Origin of the sequence: Siphonobacter curvatus (assembly GCF_002943425.1) — a bacterium.
Taxonomy (GTDB): domain Bacteria; phylum Bacteroidota; class Bacteroidia; order Cytophagales; family Spirosomataceae; genus Siphonobacter; species Siphonobacter curvatus.
Genome location: NZ_PTRA01000001.1, coordinates 277,384 through 302,318, shown reverse-complemented (window position 1 = coordinate 302,318; position 24,935 = coordinate 277,384). Strand labels below are relative to the sequence as shown.

General features: G+C 40.9%; 21 protein-coding genes. 7 read left to right on the top strand and 14 right to left on the bottom strand.

The genetic code is table 11. The features are described 5' to 3' along the window. Window positions 1–113 precede the first annotated feature (113 nt). Complete coding sequence (locus C5O19_RS01225; protein WP_104709553.1) at window positions 114–1,766, bottom strand: UxaA family hydrolase; 1,653 nt, start codon at window positions 1,764–1,766, stop codon at window positions 114–116. An 86-nt stretch (window positions 1,767–1,852) separates the two neighbouring features. Next, window positions 1,853–3,367: a tagaturonate reductase gene (locus tag C5O19_RS01220; RefSeq protein WP_104713785.1), complete on the bottom strand. Its 1,515-nt coding sequence runs from the start codon at window positions 3,365–3,367 to the stop codon at window positions 1,853–1,855. A 183-nt stretch (window positions 3,368–3,550) separates the two neighbouring features. On the opposite strand from C5O19_RS01220, the gene mnmD reads away from it, so the two are divergent. The 4 genes from mnmD (at window position 3,551) to C5O19_RS01200 (ending at window position 8,033) form a co-directional block, all read left to right on the top strand. Then, entirely contained in the window at window positions 3,551–4,288 is a 738-nt protein-coding gene (gene mnmD / locus C5O19_RS01215) for a tRNA (5-methylaminomethyl-2-thiouridine)(34)-methyltransferase MnmD (RefSeq protein WP_104709552.1), read from the top strand. Between the two features lie 182 nt (window positions 4,289–4,470). Beyond that, a complete protein-coding gene (locus C5O19_RS01210) occupies window positions 4,471–4,908 on the top strand; it encodes an Hsp20/alpha crystallin family protein (protein ID WP_094812474.1) in 438 nt (145 codons plus the stop codon). 276 nt (window positions 4,909–5,184) lie between these two features. Beyond that, entirely contained in the window at window positions 5,185–6,708 is a 1,524-nt protein-coding gene (locus C5O19_RS01205; protein WP_104709551.1) for a trypsin-like peptidase domain-containing protein, read from the top strand. Window positions 6,709–6,848: 140 nt separating this feature from the next. Next, a complete protein-coding gene (locus tag C5O19_RS01200) occupies window positions 6,849–8,033 on the top strand; it encodes a hypothetical protein (RefSeq protein ID WP_104709550.1) in 1,185 nt (394 codons plus the stop codon). Window positions 8,034–8,088: 55 nt separating this feature from the next. On the opposite strand, the gene C5O19_RS01195 is transcribed toward C5O19_RS01200, so the two are convergent. The 3 genes from C5O19_RS01195 to C5O19_RS01185 all read right to left on the bottom strand — a co-directional run bounded on the left by C5O19_RS01195 (window position 8,089) and on the right by C5O19_RS01185 (window position 11,046). Continuing rightward, window positions 8,089–8,982: an FKBP-type peptidyl-prolyl cis-trans isomerase gene (locus C5O19_RS01195; protein ID WP_104709549.1), complete on the bottom strand. Its 894-nt coding sequence runs from the start codon at window positions 8,980–8,982 to the stop codon at window positions 8,089–8,091. Between the two features lie 102 nt (window positions 8,983–9,084). After that, window positions 9,085–9,957 (bottom strand): FKBP-type peptidyl-prolyl cis-trans isomerase, encoded by an 873-nt coding sequence (locus C5O19_RS01190; RefSeq protein ID WP_104709548.1) that lies wholly within the window; start codon window positions 9,955–9,957, stop codon window positions 9,085–9,087. 54 nt (window positions 9,958–10,011) lie between these two features. Then, window positions 10,012–11,046 (bottom strand): DHH family phosphoesterase, encoded by a 1,035-nt coding sequence (locus tag C5O19_RS01185; protein WP_104709547.1) that lies wholly within the window; start codon window positions 11,044–11,046, stop codon window positions 10,012–10,014. 366 nt (window positions 11,047–11,412) lie between these two features. On the opposite strand from C5O19_RS01185, the gene C5O19_RS01180 reads away from it, so the two are divergent. Together C5O19_RS01180 and C5O19_RS01175 are read left to right on the top strand one after the other, a co-directional pair. After that, complete coding sequence (locus tag C5O19_RS01180; RefSeq protein ID WP_104709546.1) at window positions 11,413–11,832, top strand: nucleoside-diphosphate kinase; 420 nt, start codon at window positions 11,413–11,415, stop codon at window positions 11,830–11,832. Window positions 11,833–11,911: 79 nt separating this feature from the next. Continuing rightward, on the top strand, window positions 11,912–12,529 hold the full coding sequence (locus C5O19_RS01175) for a HupE/UreJ family protein (protein WP_104709545.1): 618 nt from the start codon (window positions 11,912–11,914) through the stop codon (window positions 12,527–12,529). A gap of 86 nt (window positions 12,530–12,615) precedes the next feature. Here the strand turns inward: C5O19_RS01175 and C5O19_RS01170 are convergent, their stop codons facing one another. After that, window positions 12,616–13,620 (bottom strand): sugar transferase, encoded by a 1,005-nt coding sequence (locus C5O19_RS01170; protein WP_104709544.1) that lies wholly within the window; start codon window positions 13,618–13,620, stop codon window positions 12,616–12,618. Window positions 13,621–13,776: 156 nt separating this feature from the next. Here C5O19_RS01170 and C5O19_RS01165 point away from each other — a divergent pair, with 156 nt between their 5' ends. Continuing rightward, window positions 13,777–15,078 (top strand): nucleotide sugar dehydrogenase, encoded by a 1,302-nt coding sequence (locus tag C5O19_RS01165; protein WP_317046449.1) that lies wholly within the window; start codon window positions 13,777–13,779, stop codon window positions 15,076–15,078. 174 nt (window positions 15,079–15,252) lie between these two features. On the opposite strand, the gene C5O19_RS01160 is transcribed toward C5O19_RS01165, so the two are convergent. The 8 genes from C5O19_RS01160 to C5O19_RS01125 all read right to left on the bottom strand — a co-directional run bounded on the left by C5O19_RS01160 (window position 15,253) and on the right by C5O19_RS01125 (window position 24,923). Beyond that, window positions 15,253–16,437, bottom strand: coding sequence for a glycosyltransferase (locus C5O19_RS01160; protein ID WP_104709543.1), 1,185 nt, complete (start codon window positions 16,435–16,437; stop codon window positions 15,253–15,255). Further along, on the bottom strand, window positions 16,434–17,807 hold the full coding sequence (locus tag C5O19_RS01155; protein ID WP_104709542.1) for a hypothetical protein: 1,374 nt from the start codon (window positions 17,805–17,807) through the stop codon (window positions 16,434–16,436). The genes C5O19_RS01160 and C5O19_RS01155 overlap by 4 nt, the downstream gene beginning before the upstream one ends. Next, entirely contained in the window at window positions 17,797–18,594 is a 798-nt protein-coding gene (locus C5O19_RS01150; RefSeq protein WP_104709541.1) for a glycosyltransferase family 2 protein, read from the bottom strand. The genes C5O19_RS01155 and C5O19_RS01150 overlap by 11 nt, the downstream gene beginning before the upstream one ends. 2 nt (window positions 18,595–18,596) lie before the next feature. After that, a complete protein-coding gene (locus C5O19_RS26445) occupies window positions 18,597–19,139 on the bottom strand; it encodes an LbetaH domain-containing protein (RefSeq protein WP_165795909.1) in 543 nt (180 codons plus the stop codon). Next, entirely contained in the window at window positions 19,123–20,622 is a 1,500-nt protein-coding gene (locus C5O19_RS01140; protein ID WP_104709540.1) for an oligosaccharide flippase family protein, read from the bottom strand. The genes C5O19_RS26445 and C5O19_RS01140 overlap by 17 nt, the downstream gene beginning before the upstream one ends. Window positions 20,623–20,648: 26 nt before the next feature. Further along, window positions 20,649–21,722, bottom strand: coding sequence for a GNVR domain-containing protein (locus C5O19_RS01135; RefSeq protein WP_104709539.1), 1,074 nt, complete (start codon window positions 21,720–21,722; stop codon window positions 20,649–20,651). 15 nt (window positions 21,723–21,737) lie between these two features. Beyond that, complete coding sequence (locus tag C5O19_RS01130) at window positions 21,738–24,092, bottom strand: SLBB domain-containing protein (RefSeq protein ID WP_104709538.1); 2,355 nt, start codon at window positions 24,090–24,092, stop codon at window positions 21,738–21,740. Window positions 24,093–24,167: 75 nt separating this feature from the next. Beyond that, on the bottom strand, window positions 24,168–24,923 hold the full coding sequence (locus C5O19_RS01125; RefSeq protein WP_104709537.1) for a glycosyltransferase family 2 protein: 756 nt from the start codon (window positions 24,921–24,923) through the stop codon (window positions 24,168–24,170). Between the last annotated feature and the right edge of the window lie 12 nt (window positions 24,924–24,935).

Here is a 24,935-nt window from a genome sequence, read left to right as displayed (position 1 = left end):
ATCTCAACTGCTCCGTCTACCCATCAGACAAAAATCCTAAAAAACTGAACAGGCCACCGCAGTAGATCACGATCGATACCCATTCAATTTTTTAGGATTAAATGACGTAGTACTTACAGCGAAACACCACGTTTCCAGGGGATGAAATCATCCTGGCCGAGACGCACCGAGTGCGGCGTCACCTGACCGCTGGCTACCTGAATGACGTAATCCAGAATGCGTTCGCCCGCTTCATCGATGGTTTCCTGCCCGTCGATGATGGTACCACAGTTGATGTCGATAATATCGTTCATCTTGTGGTACAGCTTCGTGTTCGTCGAAAGCTTGATAACGGGGGCAACCGGATTACCCGTAGGCGTACCCAGACCCGTGGTAAATAAAACGACGGTGGCTCCCGAAGCTACTTCAGCCGTGGTACTCTCCACGTCGTTTCCGGGGGTACAAACCAAGTTAAGACCGGGCTTGGTCACTTTCTCAGGGTAATCCAGCACATCTACAACGGGTGAATTACCACCTTTTTTCGCGGCTCCGGCAGACTTGATGGCGTCAGTAATGAGTCCATCCTTGATATTACCCGGGGAAGGGTTCATGTAAAAACCAGAACCTACGGCTTCCGCCCGCGAATTGTAGATCTTCATCAGCGAATTGAACTTCAAAGCCGTTTCTTCATCCACGCAACGGTCCGATAGTTCCTGCTCTACACCGCAAAGTTCCGGAAATTCCGCCAGAATGACTGTACCACCCAGTGATACTAGAATATCGGAAGTATGACCGATCGCCGGATTCGCCGAGATTCCGGAAAATCCGTCCGAACCACCGCATTCCAGTCCAATGACCAGCTTGGATAGCGGAGCGGGCTGACGTTCAATTTTATTGGCTTCAATCAGTCCGGCAAAGGTTTGCTTGATCGCTCCGGCGATGAGTTTTTCTTCGGAACCAATTTCCTGCTGCTCAAATACGTACAGCGGCTTGGCAAAATTCGGGTCCCGCTTGGCAATTTCCTCTCTCAGAATCGATACCTGAGCGTTCTGGCAACCCAGACTTAGTACCGTGACTCCCGCTACGTTGGGGTGCGTCGCATAGCCAGCGAGCAAGCCACACAGAGCCTGAGCATCTGACCGTGTACCCCCACAACCCATTTCATGGTTGAGGAATTTTACACCATCCACGTTCGGAAACAGACGGGTTTGGGTCGCCGTTTCTTCTTCAATGGCTAAATCGGCGTTGAGAATGTCCGTTACAGATTTGCCGGAACGGTAGAGACTAATCAACTGCTCAGTCTGATCTTTCCAAACTTGATTTTTGCCGTAGCCCAAGGAATCCACCAGGGCCTCCCGCATCACTTCCAGGTTACGGGTTTCGCAGAATACCATCGGCAGTACGATCCAATAATTGGCCGTACCTACGCTTCCATCCTGTCGGTGATACCCCAGGAAAGACCGCTGTTTGAACTTAGAGGTATCGGGTTGTGCCCACTCCAGCTTACGCGAGCCCAGTCCAAAATCGTCAGAAGCGTGGCGGGTATTGAACGTGTGCATCAATCCGCCTTTGGGGATGAACTGTTTGGCCTTCCCTACCAGCACACCGTACATGGTAATCTCTTCATCGACGGCCCGATCTTCCGTCAGAAATTTATGCTTGGCCGCAATGTCATCGACCAGCTCGTAATCGACCCCCTGAAACGAAATGATCTCGCCTTTTTTCAGATCAGTTAGGGCGACAATAACGTTATCGGCGGGGTGGACTTTTAATACTCGTTGCTGCATGGGAGTAAAAGATTCTTTCTTTCAAAAGATGAAATCCGGACCTTGCTACCCGAATTTTCGATGGAAAAGAAATGAATAAAAATCAGTTAGGATAAAGCGGCCTCAAAAGCGGCGGCTGGACTTTCCTGAAGCCTGCTCAGGTAGAACGCTACCCGCTCGCCGAAGCCCGGCAACGCATTCAAATCCGTACCCCAAAAATCCGTATTGCCGAGTACTTCCGAAAGCTCGCCCTGACGCGACCACCAGTCAAAATACCAGCCGGCGGGTTCGTCCGGAATGAGGTAGGACTCGCCGTTTCGTTCGCCAAAGTACTTACCTCCTTCTACTTTCACGGCCTTCATGAACAGTACATACGCCGCAAAGCCCAGAGCAAAACGTTCCGGAGCCGTGCCCGTCTGCTCGTAATGCTTGAGTAGCAAAGGTACGTTACGGGTTTTCATCTTAGAGGTATAGTACAACGTAATACTGAGCAGTTTATGTTCCAAAAAGGGATTGGAAAAACGGTTCAGCAGACTGGCCCCGTACGTACGGGCTACCTCCAGCTCGATCGGGTATGGAATGGCCGGGGCCAGTTCTTCAAACATCAATTCTTTCACATAGCGACTCGATACAGGATCGACCATGCTTTCGCGAACGGCGTTTTTGCCAGAAAGATAATTCAGTCCGCAGGTCAGGGTGTGCGAGCCATTCAGCAGGCGAAGTTTCAACTCCCGGTAGCGATCAATATCGGTTTTTATAATTACGCCTAACGCATTGGCTTCGTCACAATCTACGGCATCGAAACTCAGTACGCTTTTTACCTTTTCATCGCCTTCAATAGCCCAGAGGCGGTATACTTCCGATACGCAGAGCAGGCCATCTTCGTAGCCTAGTTTCTGCTGGTATTCGGCCTGATCCGTCGCATTGGGTTTTCCGGGAACAATCCGGTCCACCAGTGAATTACAGAAGGAGTTGGCCGTTTCCAGCCACTGAATAAAGTCAGCTTCGAGGTTCCCGCGACGAGCCAGTTCCAGTACAATTTTCCGCAGATTCGTGCCATTGTCAGGCACAAGTTCGGTGGGTACAATCACCATACCGCTTTCGACTGAACCGTTAAAAGCTTTCCAGCGGGCGTACAGAAAGGCCGTCAGTTTCCCTGGAAATGATCTAGGAGGCGTGGCTTGCAAATTTTCGTTTTCGTCGAGCTGAATACCGATTTCCGTCGTATTTGAAGTAACAATCTGCATCTCGGGGTTGCTCGCACAGGCCAGAATTTCGGCCCATTGGCTCGGAGCCGCCAGGGTACGGGAAATACTGGCGTTGACAATGTATTCTTCAATCGGTTGTCCATCTTCGCCCAAGCCCCGAATCACCTGCGTAAAGAGTTGATCCTGCCGATCAAATTCGGACGTATCGCTTCCGGTTGATTTCACCACCACAATTCGGCCGTTGAATACGCCCTGTTGATTGGCTTTGTCCACAAAATAGTCGCACAAACCCCGCAGCAACACACCCGTACCAAATTGCAGAATGCGTTCGGGTAATTCAAAAACGGAAGGATTGGGTAATTGAACCGGCACAGTTGCCGAAATTTGGGGCAAGTTTTTGCGGGAAAGCAACATGACTAAAGCGTTTGTAAAGTTTGAAGTATAGGGTCGGGAATTGGCCGCAATCATCCAAGATAAGCTGGATGATTTTTCTGATCAGCTCTTCTTTTACCCTTGTATACAAGTGAAATTTTTCGAATGATTCGTCTGTAAGGAAGGACGGGCGAAGTCAGATCATACCCTGAATAAAAAGAAATAATGGAAGCAGGAAGCTCAAACCCCACGCATTCGGATCCGACACACGCATCGAATGAGCTGGTACTCACCAAGGACGGTAGTCATACGCTCTACTCGGCCCGCTTTAACCAGTGGTATCATTCCCTGCACGGAGCCTTTGATGAATCGAAACGTATTTTTCTGGAACTGGGACTAGATTATCTGCTAGAATCGGGTAAACGGGAAATCCGGATTCTGGAAATGGGATTTGGTACGGGCTTCAACGCTCTGCTTACCTTGCTAAAGGCCGGGCAGTCACCCGTTGTTGTAGATTATACTAGCCTGGAAGCGTATCCCATTCCACCCGAAGCGTATCGGCAACTCAATTACGATGAGTTTATGCACGCAACGGTTTTACAATCGCTGCATGAGGCGGCCTGGGACACGGAAGTACGCTTGTCGCCCACCTTCACCCTGCGTAAAGTCCACGCCACTCTTCAGGATTTTCTGGCGAATGAAACCTTCGGCGAGCCCTACGATCTGGTCTATTACGACGCCTTTGCTCCCAGCTCACAACCAGAACTCTGGACTACTGAAATCTTCTCCGGAATCGGCCGCCATTTGCAGGTGGGCAGCCTATTGACTACCTACTGTTCCAAAAGCGACGTACGGCGGGCATTAAAAGCAGCTGGTTTTCGCGTCGAAAAACATCCGGGACCGCAGGGCAAGCGGGAGGTAGTACGAGCTGTTTGGGAACCTGAACGTTCAAATGAATCCTAAAACTGACATTTTAAGTCGATATAAGACATTTTGTCATTAATCTATTTTAGTATTTATTCTAAATAAGACATTTTGTCATTGTATTTTCAATTTTTGAGTTTGGTATAGCTGTTTTAATTATAGAGTCGTCCGACAATTAATGAGTCGGTTAAACATCGAAAACAATAAAAAACGTTATAGCCATGTCACTCGTGAAATTTCATCAACCTGCATTCCCTTCTTTAGTAAATCGTTTCTTTAACGATGACTTCTTTCAATCGTACAACCAAGTAGCTGGTAAGAATGAGTTCCATAATTTGCCTGCTGTCAATGTCAAAGAAAGCGAAGGAAACTTCCAACTTGAACTGGCTGCTCCTGGTCTGAAGAAAGAAGACTTTAAAGTAAGCGTACACGAAAATCGTCTGGTAATTTCAGTTAAGAAAGAAAGCCAGAATGAAGAGAAAGCCGAAAAATACAGCCGGAAAGAATTTAGCTACAGTAGTTTCCAACGGGCGTTCGTATTACCCAAAACCGTAGATGGTGAGAAAATCGAAGCCAGCTATACCGACGGAATCCTGTACCTGACGCTCCCGAAAAAAGAAGAAGCAAAAGCACAGCCTCGTGAAATTTCCATTGCCTAATCGTACCTAGTGCAGTTGGTTCGTGCGGAAAGAAGCAGGGAGAACTTTAGTGCTCTCCCTGCTTTCTTAACATTCAGCCCGTTCATTACCCTATTATCACAATCTGTTGTTAAAAAACCTTAATCCCTTTATTTTCGCAACAGATTCTCTCTAAACCGCGTTAAGGTTAGCAAGTCTAAGAACTTAACTAGAACAACTTTTCGCTGATTCGATTTTGGAGCACTTTTTTACGTAAACTAGTAATGAATTTCCCTCTCCAAACAACGTTTAACAGCTATGAATAACAGCAATTGGAAATCTTTAGCCCTGGTCGGGGTATTGAGTAGCGGAATTACCCTGGGTGGAGCTCACCTCTTGGGATTAGGCTCTCAACGGGATGTGGTACTTACCGAAGCTAACGCTTCGGGAGCGGGTGCAAAGTTCACTACGAATATGGCCGGTATTCCCGGCGATTTCGTAGCGGCTGCCGACAAATCAACGCCGGCCGTAGTACACATCAAATCAAAAGTTGTACGTCAGGTAAGTCAGCGGCAGATGCCCAGCATCTTTGACTTCTTTGGCGATGAAGACTTCGGTGGTGGCCGTCGTCAGCCTCAACGTCAGGAAGGCATGGCCTCAGGTTCGGGTGTGATTATCAGCCCCGATGGATATATTGTTACGAACAACCACGTCGTAGCCGACGCTTCTGAATTGGAAGTGGTACTTAGCGACAAACGGAAGTTTAAAGCAAAACTCGTAGGTACGGACCCTAACACGGATATTGCCGTGATTCAGTTGCAGGGCGAAAAGCTACCCGCGAATTTACCGTATCTGCCCTTTGCGAACTCGGATGATATTAAAGTAGGGGAATGGGTACTGGCCGTAGGTAACCCTTTTGATCTGGAATCAACGGTTACGGCAGGTATTGTGAGTGCGAAAGGCCGTTCCATTGGTATCCTGGGTGATCGTGAGAAAGCTCAGAGCCCGATTGAAGCCTTCATCCAAACGGATGCTGCCGTGAACCCCGGTAACTCGGGTGGTGCTCTGGTCAATTCTAGAGGCGACCTGATCGGTATTAATACGGCCATTGCGGGTGGTCAGACGGGTACGTACGTTGGTTATTCGTTTGCCGTACCTTCTAACTTGGTGAAGAAAGTAGCTAGTGATTTGTTGAAGTACGGTAACGTTCAACGCGGTTACTTGGGTATTTCACAAATGCAGGTAGTCGACGAAAAACTGGCTAGCCAGAAAGATCTGAAAGCTAGTTCCGGTATTTACTTCGGTAGCTTCGGTGAAAACCCGAACGCCAGTGCTGCGAAAGCCGCTGGTCTGAAAATCGGTGACGTCATTGTGAAAGTGGACGGTAAAGACGTAAACGACTTGCCTCGTCTGGTAGAACTGGTCGGTGCTCAGCATAAACCCGGTGACGTAGTGGTGGTAACGGTAAACCGTGACGGTCAGCTAAAAGACTTCAACGTTACATTGAAAAACATGGACGGTAGCACGGGTATTGTGAAATCGACAGTTTCTTCACTCGTACAGGTTGAATCCGTAGGTGCCAAACTCGACAATGTGACGAACAACGAGAAAACGAAATTCCGCATCAACGGTGGGGCTAAAGTGGTGGAAGTACTGCCTGATGGCTGGATGGAATACCAGGAAGTTCCAGTAGGATTTATCATCACCAAAATTGACGATACGGTTATCAAAGATGCCAAACAAGCGGGTGACCTGCTGGCGAATCGTCGGGGTCGCGTGCGGATCATTGGTATCGATCCTTCGAGCGGACAACAATATCGTCTGGAAGGTACCTTACGTTAATTCTTCCCATAAATACAAAAATCCCCGTCAGTTGGCGGGGATTTTTGTATTTATGCGTCTGCAATTGGGTAAAAACGGGAGCGTTCTTGCTGATACTTCCGTTTGATTTTACTTTTAAAAGAACTATTCGCGATAGCCTTATGCCGAAGTTAGACGTGACCGCAGTTGAAACATACGCTAAAGCGTATGCCGCACAACTTTGCAATGAACAGTACGCTCAGCAAAATCGAATCAACGGTGATGCCCTGCTCCGTTTCAGTCCGGTATCCCAGGTTAACCTTTTTGTCATCCGAGATCTGTACGATGCCTGGAAAGAAACGGCGGCTGCCTTTCGTAGCCCGTATTTCAACTTTGAAAGTGCCGAAGTCAAAACGGCCCTCCAGAGCTTTCTCAATACGGTATCGCAGCACATTTCCGTCGAACGTGAAGATCTAGAACCTCTGGTAGCGAAAGCTACGCACGAAAGTCTGGAACTGTTACTAGCCCCTAAGGAGTATTTCCAGGGCTGGTTACGCGAGCTTCCGGATTACAAGCTTACGGCTGATCAACTCAAAGCTTTTCAAAAATACAATCGCATTCACACCAGTATTGCCGGTGGTCTGGCCGAACGCCTGGGTACGGAAGCGGCGGCCAGTACAACCCAAGCCATTTTGTGGCTGGATTCGCTACTGAATGAACCAAGCCGTCTGGATGCCACGTCCACTATCCTAGATCAGTTTGCGAAAACGCTACCCCTGGATGAATCTACGCTGTACGTAAAAGAGGCTTCTTCTACTTTTTTCGAACAGGTAGCACCGGGTATGGCGGGATCGTCTCCTTCGAAGGAAGAAGGATACGCAGGTTCATCATTGGTGAGCCGATCGGAGTCTTCCGGACCAGAACCCATGGCTTCAACGATTCCCAGCCCTTCGGTCCCTGCTCCGGATTACGCCGTTATTCCTACAGCACCTCCCGTTACCGTTGCGGAAGATGTGACGGCTAGTGTCAGCGATCCGTTTGCCATGCAACCGACGAACCTTAACGAAAAATTTCGGCAAAATTCCTCCGCTGCCGAAGAAACTGTAAGCAGTCAGTTTCAACATAAACCGATTGCCAGCTTGCATAGCTTCATTTCACTCAACCATAAATTCATTTTCATCAACCAGCTTTTTCAGGGTGACGCCGCGGCGTACCATCATGCCGTAGATGAGCTCGAAAAATGCCAGAGTTTCGATCAGGCCAAAGATTTGATGAATCGGGTTTATTCAACTCAATACAAGTGGCGGGATGTCGCCGATGAGGCCGATGACTTCTACGAAATTGTGAAGAGACGTTTCCAAGGATAAAAAGAAACCCCGGCTTTTGAGAAGCCGGGGTTTTACTTTTAAGCGTATTCTCTTATTAGTTAGCCGAAAGAATTTCCAGTTCAAATAATATGGGAGCGTACGGTGGAATCGTGTACGCATTTTGAGCATCATTCAGTCGTCCTCGGGTTCCATAGGCTATAGCCGAAGGTAAGATCACAATCGCTTTTCCACCTACCTTCATTTTTTGCAGAGCCTGATTAAATCCTGAAATAGTTGAAGATACCCCTACCGTAAACGGCAGACCAGCAACTGGACTTTCATCAAACTTCGTACCGTTCAATAGCTGTCCTCGGTACCGTACAGTAGCTGTTTTACCGGTAGTTAATTGAGCTCCGGTTCCTTCAGTAATACGAATATATCGCAGGCCATCCGAGGTAGTTTCCGTAACATTCAATTGTTTGCTCATGGTGTACTCTTCAATTTGTTCGGCTTCATTCAACACCCGTAACATTTTGATGTCGTACCGAACGGCTGAATACGAGGGCAGAATTACTTTTCCGGTAGAGTCAACGTACTGTTGACTTCCATAGGCCCGAGAGTGCGGACTTAATACGATATTAGTTCCACCGACTCCCATCAGGGAAAGACCTTCCAATAGTGCTCCGTTATCCCGACTAAAATTGAGTCCCCAGGTTCCCGATGCTACCTTCGTTTTAAAGGTAGTGTCAACAATCTGATTGTTGAGTTGCATCAAAGAATAGGTATAACGCACTTGCTCTCCTACTTGCGGTTTACGGCCGCTGGTCGTTCCACCGAGTTGATAATAAATACCCGAGACAGATTTTGTCGGCGTCAAACCATTAGATGTAATATAGGCTTGAATTTGTTTGTCATTTTCTTCGGCCTTTTCTTGATAATCATCATTAAGACCTTTGCACCCGGTCAATAGAGCGGCACCGGCCAGTACAAGAGGAAGATACAGTTTCATTGTAACGATAATTTTTTGTTAGAAAACGATGAAAGACACCAAAGAGGTGCCTTTCCGTTGGAATAAATCCAAGTAAATTTTCAAAAAAATTAAAAAAGCGGCTTATACCGGTAATTTTCCTTTTTTGACATCAATAAGCTCTACTTCAAAAACTAATACTGAATTAGGAGGAATAGCTCCGGGGGAACCCTGTTCGCCGTATCCTAAGGCCGAAGGAATCATAATTACCCCTTTTTCGCCCTTTTTCATCGTTTGAACCGCTTCATCAAAACCAGGAATCATTTGTCCGATACCTACGGGGAAGGTCAATCCTTCTTTGTGATTCTCGTCGAAAATCTTTCCGCTCAGGAGTTTTCCAGCGTAGAATACTTTCACCGTATCTCCTTTCGCAGGAGCGGGCCCCGTACCTGGCTGCGTCGTAGCATACTGTACCCCTGAAGGTAAGGTTACGGCGTTTTTCAGGTTATTTTTAGCGATGTATGCGGAGATATCACCTGCTTCTTTCTTCGGACGAGCCGAACGTTCGGTCTCAGCCCGCTTCTGGAACGCTTCCTGCGTTTCAATTTTCAGCAGTTTTACCTGAAATTTAAAATCCGTACCTGCTTTGGCAAACGGAGGCAATTGCGTGGCCCCTGGGCCGCGGAACAGGGAATCTACGCTGATAAAGAAAGTAGCACTGTCACCAGCCGCCAACATTTTCATTCCGTCTTCGAAACTTCCTTTGTAGGGACCTTTTTGAGCCAGCATTACCAGGGGTTGCCCTTCCTTCTGAGAATCCCGCAGTACGGAATCACCCGGCGTTTTCACGACCATATGGAACGTTAGTACCTCTCCGTCTTTGGCTACTTTCCCTTTTTCATCGTGTTCGTGAAACTGGTACTTTACTCCATTTTCCGCAACACTAACCTTAAACTGGTTACAGGACCACAGCGTGGCAGCAGCCAAAACCGGCAGCACCCATCGTTTTTTTTGCATGAGAATTGATTCTATTTCAGAGTTTAATTACAAAAGTACGGAATGCTTGGAAGCTTAGGCTTCATCCAATTGGTCTTTAATTTCCGGCAAGAGCGAAATCAGTCGCGTTACGGCCTCATCGAGCGATTCCTGCGTACGACCACCCGCTGCATTCCGGTGCCCTCCCCCATTGAAATGCTTCCGGGCAAACTCGTTGACAGCGACATCCCCCACCGAGCGGAAAGAAAGTTTGACTTCCCGATCGCGTTCGATCAGCAGCACGGCCATCACGACGTTTTCAATGGAAAGAATATAGTTTACAACCCCTTCCGTATCGCCGGTCTGCGAATTGAAGCGTTTCAGCTCCTCGGCCGTCAAAGCCACGTAAGCCGCCCGATACGCGGGAAGTACATTCAATTTCTGGGAGAGTACATACCCCAGGAATTGCATACGGCCCAGTGAGTTATTATCAAAAATGAGCCGGTGGATCCGGTTGGTATTTACCCCTAGTTCAATCAGCTCGGCCGCCATACGGTGCACGGCAGGATTAGTACTGGGGTGGCGGAAAGAACCGGTATCCGTCATCAGGCCCGCATACAGACATTCACCGATCGCTACATCAAGCAGTTCTTTACCACCGAGTTCGTTGATAAGCTGATAGATGAGCTGAGCGGTGGCCGCTGCCGTGGGTTCAGAAATAACAATCGAAGCAAAATCTTCGGGGTGATGATGATGATCAATCATCACCTTGGGCAGGGGTGAATTCCGAATGATCGCTTCCAAATCATGTAGGCGAGCCAGAGCATTAAAATCCAGGCAGAAAATGACGTCAGCCGCGGCAACGGTCTGAGCAGCCAAAGCTACAGTTCGCTGGCTAAACTCAATGACGTCTTCGTTGCCCGGCATCCAAGCCAGAAAACGAGGAGCTTCGGATGGCGTAATAACCCGGACGGTATGGCCTTTCTTACGTAAGTAACCAGCCCAGCCCAGCGAAGATCCTAAAGCATCAGCATCTGGATTATAATGAGTAGTGATTACTACCCGTTGCGGCGTTTCAACCAGCCTTTTCAAGGCTTCTAACGCGTGTGGATTCAGACTCAAATCGCTCATTTTTTCTTAGTAATCCTACTGCGGCACAGGGATTATGTGACTTTTCTGGGTTAATGCAACTCCTCTGTTCGCTCCCGTATTCGACCAATCTCTTCCAGGTAAAAACCTAAATATTTGAAATTCAGAAATTTATCAACGAATAAATTCAAGGATAATTTTTACGAGCGGGCAAAGTTATTGAAAAACAGGGCAAAAACCTTTGCATTTGTGTACGGCTTGTCCTTTCGGTAAAAATGTATCCCTAAATTGCGGGCAGAATTTCGGTACACTGCCGGTTCTATTCATTCGTATATCCTGACTTATCGCTGGATTTCAGCAGATTAGTCCATTCATCCCAATCTAAATTCTTTAACTTTTAACGAATCTATGGCAAGCAACCGCACATTTACGATGATCAAGCCCGATGCCACCGCAGACGGTCATACGGGAGCAATCATCAAACTCATTGAAGAGGCTGGCTTTCGCATTGTAGCTTTGAAGAAAACCCTGCTAACGCAGCACCGGGCCGGTGAATTTTACGCCGTTCACGCTGAACGCCCCTTCTACAAAGATCTTTGTGCCTACATGTCTTCTGGTCCTATCGTCCCAATGATCCTGGAGAAAGAAAATGCAGTAGCCGATTTTCGTAAGTTGATTGGAGCAACCAATCCGGCCAATGCCGAAGAGGGAACCATTCGGAAGCTGTTTGCAAAGTCCATGGAAGCGAATGCCATCCACGGTTCTGATTCGGATGAAAACGCGGCCATCGAATCTAATTTCTTCTTCGCAACTACGGAGCAGTATTAATAAAAGTGATTAGCAAAAGAGGTTTGAAAGTTGTTTTCAAACCTCTTTTGCTTTAGTATTCGGACCTAACCCATTTCCTATGAACGAATTTGCCCTCTACCTACAGCTCGGTTACGAACATATTACTGACCCTAACGGGTACGATCATATTATTTTCATCATCGCTTTATGTGCGATTTATCGGCTTCGCGACTGGCGACGCGTGCTGATTCTAGTTACGGCTTTTACACTCGGTCACAGCGTCACCCTGGCTTTGGCCACGCTTCAATATATTCAATACCGTACGGATGTGATTGAGTTTCTGATTCCGGTAACGATCCTTTTCACGGCTATCACCAATCTATTTCAAAAGAGTCGTACGGACAGTATCTTAACTCCTGACCCACCCGTGAATGCTACCCCCCGTTATTTGATGGCCCTGTTTTTCGGTCTCATCCACGGGATGGGCTTTTCTAACTTCCTACGTAGTTTGCTGGGAAAAGAAGCATCGATTGTCAAACCACTACTGGCCTTTAATTTGGGGCTAGAACTGGGTCAGTTACTAATCGTCCTCATTATTTTAACAATTGCGTGGGTACTCATTGACCTATTCCGAGTCAAGAAACACGACTGGAAATTAGTGATTTCAGGTGCCGTAGCGGGTATTGCGATTATTCTAATCAAAGAGTCGGACTATTGGAAAGAGCTAATGGGTTAGGAAGTCATCATTCACGAAATAGCCCATTGATGGGACGATCAATGGGCTATACTGCAAAATTTTAGTTGCTGGCACGGTAGCGTAAATTAGTAGCCTTTGTAGTTCAACACCGTTAGTACGGTCTTCCAAATGATCTTAAACTCTAACCCTACGGTCCAATTTTTAATGTAATACAAATCATACATTAATTTATGGCGGGCATCTTTTGCTCCAGCACCGTAAGGGTACATGACCTGAGCATAACCCGTAATACCGGGCTTAATGATGTGACGGCTTGAATAGTGTGGGATCACCTCTTCAAAACTTTCCGTAAAAATCCGCCGTTCGGGACGAGGGCCTACTAACGAGATTTCACCCCGGAAAACGCTTAGCAATTGGGGGAGTTCGTCTATACGCGTAGCCCGCATAAAAGCTCCGTACTTGAATACACGTTTGTCCTTTTTGCTGGAAAATTGGGCTCCCGCCGCTTCAGCATCCAAACGCATTGAACGAAACTTAATACAGTAAAATTCCTCTTGGTTGAGTCCTACCCGACTTTGCCGGTAGAAAATGGGACCGGGTGATTCTTGAGCAATACGCACCCGACTTAGTAACCACAAAGGACTGGAAACTGCCAGTAACACGGATGATACTGAAAAGTCGATGAACGTTTTACTTAAATTTTGAAGGTAATTCCTGCTTCGCAAGGAACTCAACAGTGGATTCGATTCCGTGTAGGATTCAGGGACGTATACCTTCTTCAAGTACTTCTCACAGAAATCGTAAACGGTAAGAATTTTTATATTTTTATTAGTGATGGCAGCAAATTCATAGATGATTCGGTACCGCTCATCGTATTCGGGGTTAGCTACTAGATGAATATCCGTATAGCTCTCAAAGATGGGAGCCAGTGCTTCTTTTACTAAATAGGTCTCATCAATCAGCCGGGGCACTAAGATCACCTCACGATATCGAGCTAACAAAACCTTCAAATCGTGCTTCTGAAGAAAGTAGTCGTAGCCCGTAAACAAAATGATTTGTTTACTGATTGACTTTTTACTCTTTAACCGATGAATATATTGCTGGCAGGTTGGATATAAAGGTGTATTCATAAATACATTAAATTTCGGCCATGAATAGAAACATAACTATATGGGTTTACAGAAATCTTGAGCAGGCGAAATCTAGGCGGTAGAATGCACTTGCTAATCTAAAACAAGCAGGCAATACTACCAACGTATTTGTTAACATTTATTAAAAAAATAATCATGAGTAGCTCTGTTAATACCATAAATACAACTAATAACTTGCTTTTTACCAACACGATTCAGATAGCCATTATAGGATTAGGCTACGTAGGATTACCCTTGGCTGTCACCATGGGTAAGCGATACCCAACTATAGGCTTTGATGCTAATCAGCAAAGAATCAGCGAATTACAGCAGTATATAGATACTAGTCAAGAGCTAGCATCGACAGAAATTGCGGAGGCTATATACTTAACTTTTTCTGACCAACCTGAAGATCTCCGTTTTGCTTCGATTTATATTATTGCAGTCCCTACACCCATCGACACTTTTAAGCGTCCCGACCTCTCCTATTTACTGGAAGCCAGCCGTATGGTGGGCAAGCATTTAAAGAAAGGTGATCTAGTCATCTATGAATCCACCGTATATCCAGGTTGTACAGAAGAAGACTGTGTACCTGTACTGGCAGAGGAAAGTGGACTTACGTACAACCAAGATTTTTTCTGTGGCTACTCACCCGAGCGAATCAATCCTGGTGATCGTACCCGCCCCATCACGGCTATCATGAAAGTTACTTCCGGCTCGACACCCGAAGTCGCAGACTTTGTAAACCAATTGTACAGTAGTGTCATTACCGCAGGTACATTTAAGGCAACATCCATTAAAGTAGCAGAGGCAAGTAAAGCTATCGAAAACGCTCAGCGAGATGTCAACATTTCGTTCATGAACGAGTTAGCTTTACTTTTTGATCGATTAGGTATTGATACACAGGATGTACTAGACGCAGCTTCTACTAAATGGAATTTTTTAAATTTCCGTCCCGGGCTAGTAGGGGGCCATTGCATCAGTGTGGACCCCTACTATCTGTTACATAAAGCAGAAAGCGTAGGCTATTATCCTCAAGTACTACTATCTGGACGACGTATTAATGATCAGATGACTAGTTTTATTACTAACAAAGTCATAAAGTTAATGATTCAAAAAGGGCATCGAATTGACGGGAGTCGAGTTTTAATACTAGGGGTTACTTATAAAGAAGATTGTCCAGACATACGTAATAGTAAAGTAATTGATCTAATTAATGAATTAAAAGAATTTAAATTACAAGTGGATATCTGGGATCCATTAATCAAATCAGAGAAAGTAAAAAAGGATATAGGAATTCTATCTAGTGAACCACATGAGCATTATGACTGTATAATATTAGCTCTTGCGCATAAAGAATTTTACAGCTTGAGATGGGATAATATAAGAAAAAAAGATACTGTCGTATATGATATAAAAGGTATTCTGCCTAAAAACATCATTGATGCTCAGCTTTAATAATTAAATTCAATATTTAAAAAGTCATCTTGATTAATATGATAATTAATCAAGATAATTAAAAATAAATCAAACTAGTATGATAAAAGTATAATTTAATGTTTTGATAGCTTACCACACATTAGACCAATATGCAACTCAACGAATTTATAATAAAATCAGTAAATAAACAGTTTATTTTAATTTAATTATTGAATCATAAAAACTAACAAGCCTCTTTATTTGGACACCATTAGAATACTTTTCAATAACTAAATTATGACCTTTAGTACCAATACTCCTACACTTATCATAATTCTCCAACAGGCTAATGCAACATTCAGCGTAATCAAGAGGCTCATCACTTACAATAATATCCACATTGTTTGAAGCTTGTATTGACCCCAAACCTAAAGGGGTTGTAATGACAGGTAAAGAACAAGCCATAGCTTCAAGAATTTTATTTTGCATACCAGACCCTATTTGCATAGGGGCGACGGCCACTCTAGCTTTATTTAATTCATCTGCAATAGATTCAACATTCGGCAACACTATTATACCTTTCGTGCCATGTAAAGAAAGAATATTTTTATTAGGATTTGCTCCTACAATATAAAAACTTGCTTCAGGAACTCTGGACTTTACAATATCCCAACAGTTAGATAAAAACCATTGTACTGCAACAATATTAGGGGTATAAGACATATTACCAGTGAAGATAATCCGTTTATCTAGACTAAGTTCACTATATTGAAAAAACTTCTCAGTATTGATCCCTAATGGGATTTCAATAATTTTCTCATCGTTACCAATAGCTAATTTATCTTTAGTACCTACTACCGTGATAAATGGAAAAGCAGCAACTAGTTTTTCTTCGTATTTTTTAATCTTATGATACTCGATTTTATAAAATATTTTTTTTACAAATTTCTCTTTAGACAATCGACTTGAAATATTAAGCGTCATACTATCTATTAAATCCAGTAGTACCTTATGGGAATAATCAATACAATATTGAGCCATTCTCAGAGTACTGCAATGAATAACATCAAAATCACTTAAAAACTGGTTATTTAAAACTTTAGACATTTGATCATCGTAATAATAGGATACCTGGAAAGGATTTTCAGATATGATACTTTTCAATAGTCGTAAAATAGACTTGTATTTAGGTAAATATATTCCAATAACATTAACATTATAAATACTCAATTTTTCTATAAGAGTTCTATATCCAATCTTATCATCATAAAAACAGACAAGAGTTACATAATTGTCCTCATTCTTCGATAAACTAACTATTCGATTATAAGCCATCACTTGATGGCCTTGTATAGAAGGATAAGAAAGTACAGGTGTTAAATATAATATCTTCCTCATATCTTATCTATAAATTTACTACGACCGTTAAAAAAAACATAATACACAAAAAGACAGATAATTAATATTATCTGAAAATTAAAATAACTTGCCATGTGAGTACTGACAACAGCGTTAGTAACACACAAAGATAAAGACTTAATAAGGGTATCACTGGAGTAATATTTTTTTAAAATAGAAAACATTTTGTACGTAAAAAAACTAACTGCAGTAAATAATATTATACCAAAATCAGCAACAATTTTACTGTATAAGAACTTAGGAGATTGCATATTATTTATCAATATTTCTTGCAAGTCTGTATTTTTTAACATAAAGGCATATCTATCTAATATTATATCTTCGTATAAATAAAAAAAGCTCTCGCCTCCTGCTCCCATAAAATAAGAGTATTCAAGGGATGCAAAACCAGTAATAGGTGTCGTAAGTCTATCAAACGAAGAGAAATCAACTAAAAAAACTTTATCTATGTAATCTTCATCAAAATTCACAATTAAATCTTTTATGAAAATTAGCTTATTTAAGGTATAATCAGTAAGAAAATATGAGCTGACGAAGAATAATAAGAGAGATAGCACAAATAAGACCATTATAAACTTAATAAATTTATAAATATTAATTTTTTTAAATAATATTATATATAGTAATAAGGCAAACAAAAAAGTCATATATGTTAATGATGAACTTAAAATAACAATGAATATAAATATAATAATTAACAAAAAAACCTTAAACCTTTCATTATCGTTGTAAAAAGCCATTACATTAAAAAATACGAATATTAAAAAGGTACCTGCTTGAGCAGGTTCTGTATTTAATAATTGAATTCTATCTTCTAGAGGCCTATAACTAAAAAGAAGTGTTATAAAGTTTACAAAACTATAGGGCAAAATATTTATTAAAGACAAATATTGAAGAAAACCAACGAGAAGAGGCAGTATACTAGATAAAATTAAAGAATAGACAAGTATGTTAATGAGAGTTGTAATCTTATACTTATCTGTAATCTCTTGATAAAAGGATAAACAAGAACAAACACTAACTACACCAAATACTCCAGTTACAGTGAATTTTATCAACCCACGGTAATCATGGTAGGCGTAAAAAGCCTTTAAATAAGTAAAAACCCAAAGTATTAAATAGAATATATATATATGTACTTCATATTTATAAAAATATTTTTTTTCAACTTTATCTATAAAATAATAAATAAATATAAATATAATAGATAAAGGTCGATTATTACTACTAACAGGAAATAATGGAAATCCATCGACGGATATAGATAATATCGCAACAATAAAAAACCACTGTTTGAATGTAATTCGATCCTTAATGTAAGTTACTTGCCTAATTATTTCATTTAACATTTTTAAAAATCTTTAACAGCATGTATCCATATAAATTTACGTCATACCCTAGATATTTTCTAGACAAAACTCTAAAGGCATTAGTGCACTTGAAAATCAATTTATTATTGTTTTTGAATCCATAGGATTTTCGAAGTTCAAAATTTTCATTGTATTGAATTAAAGCACTTTTGGTAGTAGTACCTTCATACATATATTCAAGTAACACTTCATTTACGTGTTCGAATACAAAACTATTACTTAAAAAAACTCTAATAAAGAAATCATAATCAGCAACATACTTGTATTTAATATTATATAATCCAATTTTACAATAAATTTCTTTTCCTATTAACGAGCCTTGGTGTGAAACCCCCATTTTTTTAGAAAAATCAAACATTGCGTTTCTTCGATATGAGAACTTTTTAGGAGGAAATACCAGTAACCAATCACAGCAAATTATTCTGTTTTTAATATCTCCTGTACTTTTTTCCACTAATCTTTTGATAGCATTATTATAGAGGATATCACCAGCGTTTAATAGCAAAATAGCTTCACCCTTCGCCAAACTAATGCCCTTATTCATAGCATCATAAATGCCTTCATCTTTTTCTTGAATATATGTACTGATATAGCCTCTCTTCTTATACTCTTCAATAAACTCCGAAGTACGGTCGGAAGACATTCCATCAACTATAATATATTCTATATTTGGATAGGTTTGTTTTAAAACCGATTCTACTGTATTACAAATAACGTCCTCAGCATTATAAGTAACTGTGATAATGGAAATAAGAGGCCATTGCATAACTATATAATAGGTAAAATATACTGATTAATACTATAATTCAAGTTGATATTTCTATCAGCAATTTTCTTGGCTGGAATTCCCCCCACTACTGTCATAGGTGGAATATCCTTAACCACTACTGCACCCGCAGCTACAACAGCACCATATCCAATTTTAACGCCTGGTAAAATAATTGCTCTTGAACAAATCCAAGCATAATCCTCAATAACGACTTTATCACCCACGCCAGCAAAAGCAGGATCGTTATAATCATGATGTAATGTCCAAATCATAACTTCATTGCTTATATTTACATTACTTCCAATTTCGAGTCCTCTACGACAATCTAGTAGTGCTTTATGACCGATAATACTACCCTCACCAATTTTTAATTTCCATGGATGACGCACTTCAAAACCTCTGTATATACCAACTTTATTAGCTATTTTAGCTTTAAATAATCGCAACATAAATATGCGGACAGTATGAAATGGCAAAACACTTATTAACCCATGAATTATGAATAAGACAGAATTGAGTAAATTTTTAACTGATTGTTTCATTAGTAAAGTAGGTTAAATAAAAATTTTTAATTTCTTTAAGATATACAATCACTGAAATCATAAAATACATAATTAAAAACAAATATATTTTGTGTAAATTATTAAAATCATATAATCCTGTGGTTATATAAATTATAGAATTCATACAAAATACTTTTAATAAAAAATAAAATTTACTTGGTATATTAATAAACGCAAATAAATATTTATAATTAGTATAAAAATGGACTAAAATAATTAAAGATGATATAATTATTGCTAGTGCCCAACCTCCAATCAACATTTGTGATTGAAAAAAGCCACCAATACAATAACACAAAATTAAATTTAAAAAACTCATCACGATGTGGCTAACTAGAATAATGTTGACATTTCCTAGAGCTATGTATGTATAATAACTAGGTACTGCTAGAAGATTAACATACCAAGCACACGACATTAATATAATAGTCTGTGTAAAAAAAATATTATTTTCTCCAATAAAAATATAAGCTAATATTCTTGAGCAACCTATCAAAGCACCTATAGATATTGTACTTAAAAAAAATACATTATTAAACGTATTTGTAAATAAGCTAACCTCGTTCTTTACGTCTCCGTTTATACGATAAATAGAAAATCTTGGCACTATTACTTGAGTAGCATTCGAAATTATTATTTTTACTACGCTCACAATTCTCGAAGCTATTTCATAGAATCCTACAACTGCTACACCTAAATATTTTGAGATAAAAAACTTAGTTACCGGCTCTAGAAATATACCTGTAATGGAAATTATTTGCATTTTAGAGCCTTGCTTAATCATTTCCCAAAACAAAGGATTATTAAATCTAAAAAAAGCTCTTAAAGCATAAGGTATTTCTGATTTAAGCAATATTATAGATAACATGTAGTTTATCAATCCTTGCAATATCCAAGCATAAGCAGCTCCTAATAAACCAAATTCTTTAATAAAAATATACGTTAAAAGTATATACATAATACTACTTACGCATAGAAATATGTTTTTTTTATAAGTTAATTGTAAAGCATCAAGGAAAGACCCTAATAAATTAACATGTGCTGTTATTACTAGGGAAATAGCAATATAAGGAAGTAAAGATTTAGCCAGTAATAAACTATTACTATCTAATACATTATTCAATAGTATAGGATATAAAATATAAAAAGCACCAGCAACAATTACACTAAAACTTAATGTTATAAATCCGCTGGTACCAATAATTTTTTCTACATTACTGTTTAAGTTGTTTATTTTAGCCTCCGCTATAATCTTCAATACTAAAGGCCCAATTCCAAAGTTTGCGAGACCTACAAAAGATGACACTGATAATAAAAGCGTCCATACTCCTAAATAGCTGCTACCTAGTTCATTTAATATGATTTTATAGCTCAAAAAATAGCTCATGTTTACAATTACTACTTGTGCACCCGCTGAGACAGCATTAATTGTTGAAATATGAGTTGATTTTTTAGAGCCCATTTATAATATAATAAGTATTTTGAACTTCACTTTTTAAGGATAGCAACTATCAAACCAATGATTATTCCTAAAATCATGAATTGAATCACAATCAGACTTCGTATAGGGCTACTTCTTTTTAAAGGAACTTGTGCGGGTTCAAGTACTTTTAGTATTGGTAACTCTTCCCTTATTTTAATTTGAGCTTGTTCAGCTTGCCGAGATAATTCAATATATAAATTTTGTGCAATTGATAATTCTGATTGTAGCTGGCTTGCGTCGCTGGTAACACTTGTCAAAAAGGGGTTACGGTTACGATCTTGATAAGCTCTTAAATTTTGTTCAGCCTTCTGAAAACGCTTTTTTGCTGCTTCTTTCTGAGCAATCAGAAACTTAGCCTGCTCTGATTGTTTTGCACTTCTATAGTCTAATATATAATTTGTGAGATAATCAGTGGTATAATGAGTTGTAAGAGCAGCTACAACGGGATCAGGCATGGTCGTTTCGATAATTATTATACCTGTCTTTTTATCCAACTCAACTTTAACTCTTTTACTGAGGTCTTTTAAAAGTTTTTCTTGCTGTTGATTCAATACTATTATCTGGTTTTGAAAATTATTTTCTAAGTGAATCAATTTTGTATCCCTAGCAGAATCAATATTATTAGTTCGTTGGAATCTAGATATTAGGGTTTTAAATAAGAAACTATCTTCTTGCCTCCTCAAAAACTGTTCCACTGTCTCTGATTTATTACTACTACTAGCTTTAACCTTTAATTGGCTTAAATTCAATAAAAACGGTTTGCTTTGTAAAACACTTGGATATAAGTCTGGCCGAATAGCTTCTGATATCTGCATGTTATCTAAGTTGATTCCAGCTAGATCAGCTAATGCCCTAAAGCTACCCAAACTACTTTTGCTTTGTAGCTCTGGTAATATCTTTGTATTTGCTGCATATTCACTTTGTAGAGAAAATGAATATATTGCTCCTAATATTCCAAATACTATCCCATTGAATAGTATCAGCTTATATTTTTTTCTTAAAAACTTTATAATATCAGCGAAGTAAATGACTGAAGAGCTATCATACTTCGAATTTTGGAAAACTTCTTTCGCTTCCATCCTAAAATTTATATATTAATTACGAAGTACAGAAGCCAATACAGAACCTGTTGCAATCAATAAAGAGCCAATCAAAGAAAATACTGCAATTCGTTCTGCTGGCTCCATTCTACGCTGAATAGTAGTGTCTTCAATGGGTACATTGATCGTAGCTCCGGGCTCTATTTTGGGATAGGATTTGAAGCCTAGAACCTGTTTGGTAGTGTTGGTTCTTCCGTTAGCATAGGTTACATACACTTTCTTTCGAATAGCCTGGTCTGTAAAACCACCAGCCTGAGCGATATACTTTTCTAAGGAATTATCTTGGTAATTAACGGTAGCTGGATTCAGTACCCCTCCTGCAATTCGTACCAATTCGTCTTTTTGAGGGATTAGTAGACGGTCTTTGTCTTCCAATCTTAGGTTGTCCTTAGAACCAGGATTTTTCATGATTCTTTCTAAATCTACGGCTACTAATTCTCCTTGTCGGTAGAAGCGAGCTGCCTTTAAAAAAGCTTTATCTTTTAATCCGCCCGCTCGTTTAATAAGATCCACTAAACGTTCATCTTTCCGTTCGATCGCGTAATTACCTGGATAGTTAACCTCCCCTACTATTTCTACTAACTTTTGTGCTTCGTAGGCCGGATCCGTTCTCACATAAATTACATCATACGGCTGCAAGGTAAATGCTTTTTCTTGCGAGGTGATTTTTAGATCTTTATCTATGGACAGCGTGAATACCTGTACATTCGCTTTTGATTTAGCGGTTGTATCCTCTTGTTTGATACGTCGGGATACTTCGATACGTGAAGATACGGCCCCTTCGGCAAATCCACCGGCTAACGTAACTAGGTCGCTAAGTGTCATATTTTCGGTATATTCGAAATTGCCGCCATTACTGACTGCCCCCCCAATACTTACCGTGTATTTTTCTCGTAACTCTTCAATTGATTTAATGGTTACGAAGTCCTGACGCTGGAGTTTAACATCCTCAATTTCTCCTCTTAGTACCTTACCTAGATCAACAGAGATATTTTCAACATCCAAATTTTCCTTTTCTCGACGAATGAAAATGCGATCTAAAAAGGCATCGCCCCGCACACCCTCGGCCTTTTGAATCAGTTGTTTTAAAGTACCAATGGATTCATCTAATGCATATTCACCCGGACGAAACACAGCACCTGCAATTTGCACTCGGTTTTCGTAACGATCTAGAATAGTACCAACTGTAAAACGATCACCGTTTTGAGGAATAAAGGATCCGAAGAAGTCTTGCTGAATATTTAGTATTTTAAGCTCTTTTGACGTATTCCTACGTACCGTAATGGTCGCTGTATACGCTTGATCTGTAAAACCTCCCGCAAATTGAAAAACGTCTTTTAAGGTTTCTCCTTCTTTTATCTCAAAAATCAAGGGTCGACGAATCTCACCATTCAGTTCTACCCGTGCTTGATAATCTGGAAATACTAATACGTCCTGATCCCGTAAGCCAACGTTATCTTTTTCGTCTCCCTTAAGTAAAAAGTCATAGAGATCAATCGTACGTATAAGCTTATTATTACGACGTAATTGAATTAAGCGAAAACTACCATTCGCCGTGGGACCTCCTGATTGATAAATGGCATTAAAAACCGTAGCAAGCGAGGAAATTGTATAGCTCCCCGGTCGCACTACTTCGCCAGTGATGGTCACTTTTATACTACGTACGTTGCCTAAAGTCACGTTAATACCTATACCTGGCATGGAATATAGTTGCCGTAAGCGACTAGCAATTTTGGCTTTAGCTTCTTCAATGGTTAATCCATTGACCAGGATAGGGCCCGAATTTTCGATTCGAATGCTTCCTTCCGGACTTACTTTTAGTTTATAAGATTGTACGGAGCTTCCAAAAATTTCGACATTTAGCTCATCTTCAGGACCTAAGGAGTAATTTTTGGGAGTAGCAATGCGTAAGTTAGGTTCAAAGGAAAGGGTTGCATTACGGAAGAAACTGGAACCGAACACTTCCTTGGTTTGCGTTGTATTATCTTCTGCTTCCGTTTTAGAAGTACTTTGTTGTTTCGCAACAACCGTAGGAGCTTTTTCCGCTACTGCTTCGGTTTGCTTACGAGAAGTCTCTGTTTCAGCAGACTGACTAGAACTCGTTTTCGTTTGCCCAGCTTTAAGCTTAGCAATTCGATCCCGCATTTTTATAACATCCTGCTGTGTATATCCTCGCTGAAGAGCCAATTGTTCAATTTGAGCTTCACTTAATCCACTAGCCTGGGATTTTTGAATGAACTCTTGAATTTGAGCATCGGATAACTGCTCAACTTTTCCAGGAACTTGACTATGAACAGTTCCTGCACTAAGAAGAATAATACTTAGTACGAATGTATAAAAACTTCGCATTTATTAAGTTAGGTTGGCAATCGTTGGGGTTACGCTGGATAAACGCTTACAAAGTTAACAAATTGTATGTAATACCTATAAAAACTGTTTAAACCTATGGATAAATTTACCGTAATGGAAGGACAAAGGAACGGGTAAACCATGAATTGTCCAAGCCTTCATATTCAAACGATGCTGGTCTACAATGTTTTTAAGACTACGGTTAGATTCACCTCCAATTCGCATATGTACTAAGCAATCATCAATCCACTTAGTGGGTAACTGGTGCACCCGCATGGCCCGAAAGCAAAGTTCATAGTCAGCTCCTAAACGAAAGTTTAGATCTAAATACCCGATACGGTCATACAGCGATCGTTTCGCAAAAAAGGTGGGATGGGGTGGCATTTCGCCATATTCGAAAAACCGCTGGTCATAAGGTCTTGATTTCCAGTCGCGAATAACTTTCGTCAAACCCCGGTCCATGTATTTTAGATTTCCGTACACTGCTTCAATTGTTGGATGCTCTTCAAAAACGTTCATCACTTTCGACAATACGTTGGCATGAGCATATACATCATCCGAATTCAGAATACCAATTACGTCGCCCGTAGCTCGCTGTAATCCTTTATTCATTGCATCCCAAATTCCTTGGTCTGGCTCACTAACCACCAGAGCAATCCGGTCCCGATAGGGCTGAATCTTCTCCAGCGTGCCATCCGTCGAAGCTCCATCAATAATGATATACTCCAGGTTAGAATAATCCTGTGACAGTACAGACTGTATGGTATCTTCTATCGTTAAGGCCCCATTGTATACGACCGTAACAATGGAAATTTTTGGAAGCTGTGCCATGCGTAAGTGAGT

Excerpts from the sequence above, each read along its gene's own strand:
- C5O19_RS01135 (WP_104709539.1), bottom strand. The coding sequence starts at position 21,722 with ATGGAAGCGAAAGAAGTTTTCCAAAATTCGAAGTATGATAGCTCTTCA.
- C5O19_RS01165 (WP_317046449.1), top strand. The coding sequence starts at position 13,777 with ATGAGTAGCTCTGTTAATACCATAAATACAACTAATAACTTGCTTTTT.
- C5O19_RS01200 (WP_104709550.1), top strand. The coding sequence starts at position 6,849 with ATGCCGAAGTTAGACGTGACCGCAGTTGAAACATACGCTAAAGCGTAT.
- C5O19_RS01150 (WP_104709541.1), bottom strand. The coding sequence starts at position 18,594 with ATGCAATGGCCTCTTATTTCCATTATCACAGTTACTTATAATGCTGAG.
- C5O19_RS01155 (WP_104709542.1), bottom strand. The coding sequence starts at position 17,807 with ATGTTAAATGAAATAATTAGGCAAGTAACTTACATTAAGGATCGAATT.
- C5O19_RS01225 (WP_104709553.1), bottom strand. The coding sequence starts at position 1,766 with ATGCAGCAACGAGTATTAAAAGTCCACCCCGCCGATAACGTTATTGTC.
- C5O19_RS01195 (WP_104709549.1), bottom strand. The coding sequence starts at position 8,982 with ATGAAACTGTATCTTCCTCTTGTACTGGCCGGTGCCGCTCTATTGACC.
- C5O19_RS01210 (WP_094812474.1), top strand. The coding sequence starts at position 4,471 with ATGTCACTCGTGAAATTTCATCAACCTGCATTCCCTTCTTTAGTAAAT.
- C5O19_RS01185 (WP_104709547.1), bottom strand. The coding sequence starts at position 11,046 with ATGAGCGATTTGAGTCTGAATCCACACGCGTTAGAAGCCTTGAAAAGG.
- C5O19_RS01125 (WP_104709537.1), bottom strand. The coding sequence starts at position 24,923 with ATGGCACAGCTTCCAAAAATTTCCATTGTTACGGTCGTATACAATGGG.
- C5O19_RS01220 (WP_104713785.1), bottom strand. The coding sequence starts at position 3,367 with ATGTTGCTTTCCCGCAAAAACTTGCCCCAAATTTCGGCAACTGTGCCG.
- C5O19_RS01170 (WP_104709544.1), bottom strand. The coding sequence starts at position 13,620 with ATGAATACACCTTTATATCCAACCTGCCAGCAATATATTCATCGGTTA.
- C5O19_RS01140 (WP_104709540.1), bottom strand. The coding sequence starts at position 20,622 with ATGGGCTCTAAAAAATCAACTCATATTTCAACAATTAATGCTGTCTCA.
- C5O19_RS01180 (WP_104709546.1), top strand. The coding sequence starts at position 11,413 with ATGGCAAGCAACCGCACATTTACGATGATCAAGCCCGATGCCACCGCA.
- C5O19_RS26445 (WP_165795909.1), bottom strand. The coding sequence starts at position 19,139 with ATGAAACAATCAGTTAAAAATTTACTCAATTCTGTCTTATTCATAATT.
- C5O19_RS01205 (WP_104709551.1), top strand. The coding sequence starts at position 5,185 with ATGAATAACAGCAATTGGAAATCTTTAGCCCTGGTCGGGGTATTGAGT.
- mnmD (WP_104709552.1), top strand. The coding sequence starts at position 3,551 with ATGGAAGCAGGAAGCTCAAACCCCACGCATTCGGATCCGACACACGCA.
- C5O19_RS01175 (WP_104709545.1), top strand. The coding sequence starts at position 11,912 with ATGAACGAATTTGCCCTCTACCTACAGCTCGGTTACGAACATATTACT.
- C5O19_RS01160 (WP_104709543.1), bottom strand. The coding sequence starts at position 16,437 with ATGAGGAAGATATTATATTTAACACCTGTACTTTCTTATCCTTCTATA.
- C5O19_RS01190 (WP_104709548.1), bottom strand. The coding sequence starts at position 9,957 with ATGCAAAAAAAACGATGGGTGCTGCCGGTTTTGGCTGCTGCCACGCTG.
- C5O19_RS01130 (WP_104709538.1), bottom strand. The coding sequence starts at position 24,092 with ATGCGAAGTTTTTATACATTCGTACTAAGTATTATTCTTCTTAGTGCA.